At 41.9% G+C, this 4,349-nt stretch carries 5 protein-coding genes and 1 pseudogene; all 6 read left to right on the plus strand.

Going from position 1 to position 4,349, the window contains the following annotated elements; genetic code table 11:
• Positions 1 to 106: pseudogene (locus H6G96_RS40270) on the plus strand (IS5/IS1182 family transposase); the annotation flags it as partial.
• A gap of 157 nt (positions 107 to 263) precedes the next feature.
• Positions 264 to 872, plus strand: a complete 609-nt coding sequence (locus H6G96_RS40275; RefSeq protein WP_190920203.1) for a glutathione S-transferase family protein — start codon at positions 264 to 266, stop codon at positions 870 to 872.
• Between the two features lie 277 nt (positions 873 to 1,149).
• Positions 1,150 to 2,301 carry a WG repeat-containing protein gene (locus H6G96_RS40280; protein ID WP_190920205.1) on the plus strand — a complete coding sequence of 384 codons (1,152 nt, stop codon included), beginning with the start codon at positions 1,150 to 1,152 and terminating at the stop codon, positions 2,299 to 2,301.
• Between the two features lie 155 nt (positions 2,302 to 2,456).
• The gene (locus tag H6G96_RS40285) at positions 2,457 to 2,921 is read left to right on the plus strand and encodes a hypothetical protein (protein WP_190920207.1); all 465 of its coding nucleotides are present in this window, start codon (positions 2,457 to 2,459) and stop codon (positions 2,919 to 2,921) included.
• Positions 2,922 to 3,752: 831 nt separating this feature from the next.
• A complete protein-coding gene (locus H6G96_RS43060) occupies positions 3,753 to 3,953 on the plus strand; it encodes a reverse transcriptase N-terminal domain-containing protein (protein ID WP_347242361.1) in 201 nt (66 codons plus the stop codon).
• Between the two features lie 86 nt (positions 3,954 to 4,039).
• Positions 4,040 to 4,231, plus strand: coding sequence for a reverse transcriptase/maturase family protein (locus H6G96_RS43065; RefSeq protein WP_347242362.1), 192 nt, complete (start codon positions 4,040 to 4,042; stop codon positions 4,229 to 4,231).
• Positions 4,232 to 4,349 lie beyond the last annotated feature (118 nt).

Below are 4,349 nucleotides of genomic sequence, written 5' to 3' on the forward strand. Positions count from 1 at the left end.
ACGACGTTTCTTTGATAATCAAGCTGTTGAATTATTTCTCCAATGTGCTGCGCTTAACCGCATGATCCAGTTAGGCAAGCCGGACAGTTACAAAGTAGAAAACTAATACTACTCCACTATCGGATTAGTATGTCTTTTTTTCATTCACGCAACAAAGCCCTTTAGGGTTATTCACCTGCACTTTTGTGGCCGCTTGTTTGGCTTCATCGATTTAAAATTAGATTTAAAATAGGAAATCACAATACTGAATTTATAGCAGCGATATGGCGCGAATCTTATACTATGCACAGCGCTCACCTTACGCTCGGAAAGTGAGAATTGTCCTGGCAGAGAAGCAGCTACCTTACGAACCCAAAGAAACAGACATTAACAATAAATCTCCAGAATTCTTGAGTTTATCTCCCATTGGGAAAGTCCCGGTATTGGTGGATGAAAATGACCTCGTTTTTTGGGATTCAACGCTGATTGTGGAGTATCTAGATGAAACTTATCCTCAGCCGAGTTTTTATCCAGGCTCGCGCATTGAGCGTTTGTGCTCTCGTCAGGGGGAAGAGTTAGCAGACAGTTTAATAGATAATGTTGTCGGATTGTGGTACGAAACCCGTAAAGGAAATCAAGCTGATTTTGCCACCCAAGCTAAATATCAGTCCAGCATTAATCGCCTTTTAGGTGTTTTTGAGCAAAAGTTGACTAACTCAGCCTACCTATTCAATGAAACTATAAGTGCTGTTGATGTGGCAGCTATATCAGGGTTGGGTTACTACAACCTCAGATTTGGCCATAATTGGCAGCAAGAGTATCCTAAATTGAGGCAATGGTTTGAGCTATTGCATCAACGTCAATCAGTTTACTCTACCATGCCAAAAGCATAAAGCAATTTAGCTGATTTTAATCACTCGACTTTTTGGAAGACATCGTAGCTATTATATTTACCTATTCAATAGAAAGGGTAACTAATGATGACCGCTCTGGCTCACCTTCAGCTTACTTGTTTACTTGGACTTGATTGTAACTGATCATTGGCGAACATAATTTTGAGAGTAACTTAAAATTTGAGGCACAAATCCTTAATCTAAATATTCATATAGATTAAGCCTTTGCAAAAAACAAAGGAAAAATTATTACTTTTTTGAAAGTAGCTTCAAAAAAATGAAACAATTATTTTCTTTGCTTATTGGTTTAACTTTCACAAGTCTATTACCATCTCAAGGATTCTTAAAAGAAGCTAACCACAAACTCAACTCTATCGATAATCAAGCTCAAATCCCTGCTATACCTCAGTTTTATTCCCCATCAAATTTTTCTGAAGGTCTAGCACGGATACAAATTGATGAGAAATGGGGCTATATCGATAAAACAGGTAAATTCGCTATTCCTCCTCAGTTTGAGGGTGCTACAGATTTTGCTCAAGGATTAGCACGAGTCTGGGTGAATCAAAAGTGGGGTTATATTGATAAAACGGGTAAATTCGCTATTCCACCACAATTTGATTACGCAGCTAACTTTTCCGAAGGGCTGGCTCTGGTTAGCATAGAGAATCAAGCTAGCTACATCGATAAAACAGGTAAGCGTCTTCTCCAGCCAAAATTAACTGCCTTTACTAATTTCAGCCCACAAAGAGCAGATGCCGCCAACTTTTATGAAGGATTAGCACGAATAAAAATTGCTGACAAGTCTGGCTACATCGATAAAACAGGTAATATTGTTATTCAACCACAGTTTGATGTTGCTGAAGCTTTTTCTTCTGGAAGAGCATGGGTGCAAATCAAAGGTTCTGGGCGTGGTAGATATGGTTATATCGATAAAACAGGCAAGTTTGTCATTAGGTTCGACCCGCAGCAACTATACGGTGCTTCTAAATTTTCGCAAGGGTTAGCTGTAGTTGGCTCTAATAGTAAGCTAGGCTATATGGACACCACAGGCTCCTTTGTGATTAAACCACAATTCGATTATGCCTTTAACTTCTCTGAAGGAATGGCATGGATTGGTGTTGCTCAGAAGTCTGGCTATGTTGACAAAACAGGTAAAATTGTCATCAAGCCCCAGTTTACTAGTGCAACAGATTTTTCTGAAGGATTAGCATCGGTTAACATCGGCAATAAATGGGGCTATATCGACAAAACAGGTAAAGTACTTGTTTCACCACAGTTCGATTATGCTGCTAAATTTTCCGGCTCTTTAGCACTAGTGAGCATTGGTAACAAATGTGGTTATATCGACAAAACTGGAAAAATGACGCTTCAACTACACTCTAGTTTGGCTCCTAAGATCAGTGAGGCAGCTTGGTGTAGAGTCCAATGATAGTGGGAAGCTCATCTTTGGCGCATCCTCTAATTATTCATGCGCCAGAGTCTAGCTTGAAAACGAGCAGCGATCGCTACTCGTCCCCATATCAAAACTTCCCACGCTAAATGCTAAATTTTATTTAGCCACCCAGCAGGAGTTTTCTTTTTCTTATGTGGTTCTGGTCTGCCGATTCTGTAGAACAAGAATTATTTGATTTGTACGCTCCAGCCCTGCAATCGCTCGGTGTAAATTTTAATGACGAGCAACTCCAAGACACTTTAGAAGCATCAAGCTATGGTTTAGAAGATGCTTTCAGAAGCGCGATTGTTTATATGCTTTGGCTCGAAGAAAATCTAAAACCGATCTACCCGACTGCGATATTAATCGAGGCACTGGCAAATCAATGGCGCACCAAATACTGGAAGCCGGAGTATTTAGAACTTGAACAGTTGCTCTCTGCCGGAAAGCGCTGGTGGAGGGCAGCAGTGGATAAGTGGGGTTATGATGAGCGTAATCAACTGGTTGCAGACATATTTTACGACCACGGGCAGGAATTTATCAAGTTCCGAAATGGTAAAAAAATTCTAGTTGACACTGCTTATAAGTGGGGATGGGGTGCGATTCGTTCAGTCTAAACCCGAAAGGGGAGGATGGCTGGCTTTGGTTGAGTAACCCATCAAGGGTAGAGTTCGCACTTTAATCCTCAACCAATGACAACTCAATATCCATGTAGGTGTGGAAATCTAGCCGACCCAACAGCTAAGAAAGCTAGAAGACAAAGGGAAAGATTGAAGTTATCCAACTTAAATTATAACCCAGTCAAAATACACCAAGTCCTACTGTCCCGGTGCGGGATTAAAAGCACACAAACTACCAATACAAATTGGTAGCCCCTACGTCCGAGACTGATTATCAAAGGTGTAAAGCGGGGGTGAAAGCAGGAATAGGTGGTAATTGCTGAAAGCACCTACTGCAAGCAAGAGTCTATGGGTAGAACAAGCAAAGTGTCGTCTGAACCATCGTTACCACTTGCCAAGGGGTATAAAGCTAGTGGCATAAGCCACCTTACTTGGAACGGGAAAAGCCGACAAAGGTAGAGACTATCAGGACTCCTATACCGCGATAGCGCACCACTCTTAACCTCGGTGGATAGACACGCCCTAAAGACTCAATTATGGATACTGGGAACGAAACAACCCTTCATGTTCTCCTGAAATTGGTAACAGGTAGGTATCAGCCATAAGACATGAAGGCGCAGGATGACTCAAGAAGCAAATGCCTAACCCGAATTAACGGGTAATGCCTTAAAAGGGATGGCGTAACTGCCGGGATAAGCTGACGTGAGCCGCAGTGTGGGAAAGCTAGAGGTAACAGTAGCTATGAATAAGCCTAATTCGGATTCAGAAATGAATATCGAGGGATAGAAAACAATCAATTGGCGACAAGCTGAAAGATATGTTTTCAAGTTGCAAAAACGCATCTATGCTGCTTCCCGCCGTGGTGATGTCAAGCAATGCCGTAAACTCCAAAAGACGCTGATGAGGTCTTGGTCTAACAGGGTGTTAGCGGTACGACGGGTCACACAAGATAACCAAGGTAAAAAGACGGCAGGAGTGGACGGTATTAAATCACTGCCCCCAAAAGTTTTGAACTGGCAGGGCAATTAAAGCTAACTGGCAAATCTAAACCCACCCGAAGGGTATGGATTCCAAAACCAGGAAGAGAAGAAAAGCGCCCATTAGGAATACCCGTAATGTACGACCGCGCACTACAAGCCGTAGCAAAAGCTGCACTTGAACCAGAATGGGAGGCAGTATTCGAGCCAAATTCCTATGGTTTTAGACCCGGAAGGTCATGCCACGATGCGATAAAACAGATTAAAATCTGTATTCAAAACAAGGCGAAATATGTGCTAGACGCGGATATAGCCAAATGTTTTGATTAGACATCTTGATACTCCTATGAAAAACGCAAGTTGTAGACGAGTCCAGCTTTGAGTTTTTGGAATTGCTCAAGCGTACCAGGCATATCAGGGAAAAGATAAAGCCCGGTTGATTCATCCT

Origin of the sequence: Nostoc sp. FACHB-892, from assembly GCF_014698795.1 — a bacterium.
GTDB lineage: Bacteria > Cyanobacteriota > Cyanobacteriia > Cyanobacteriales > Nostocaceae > Nostoc.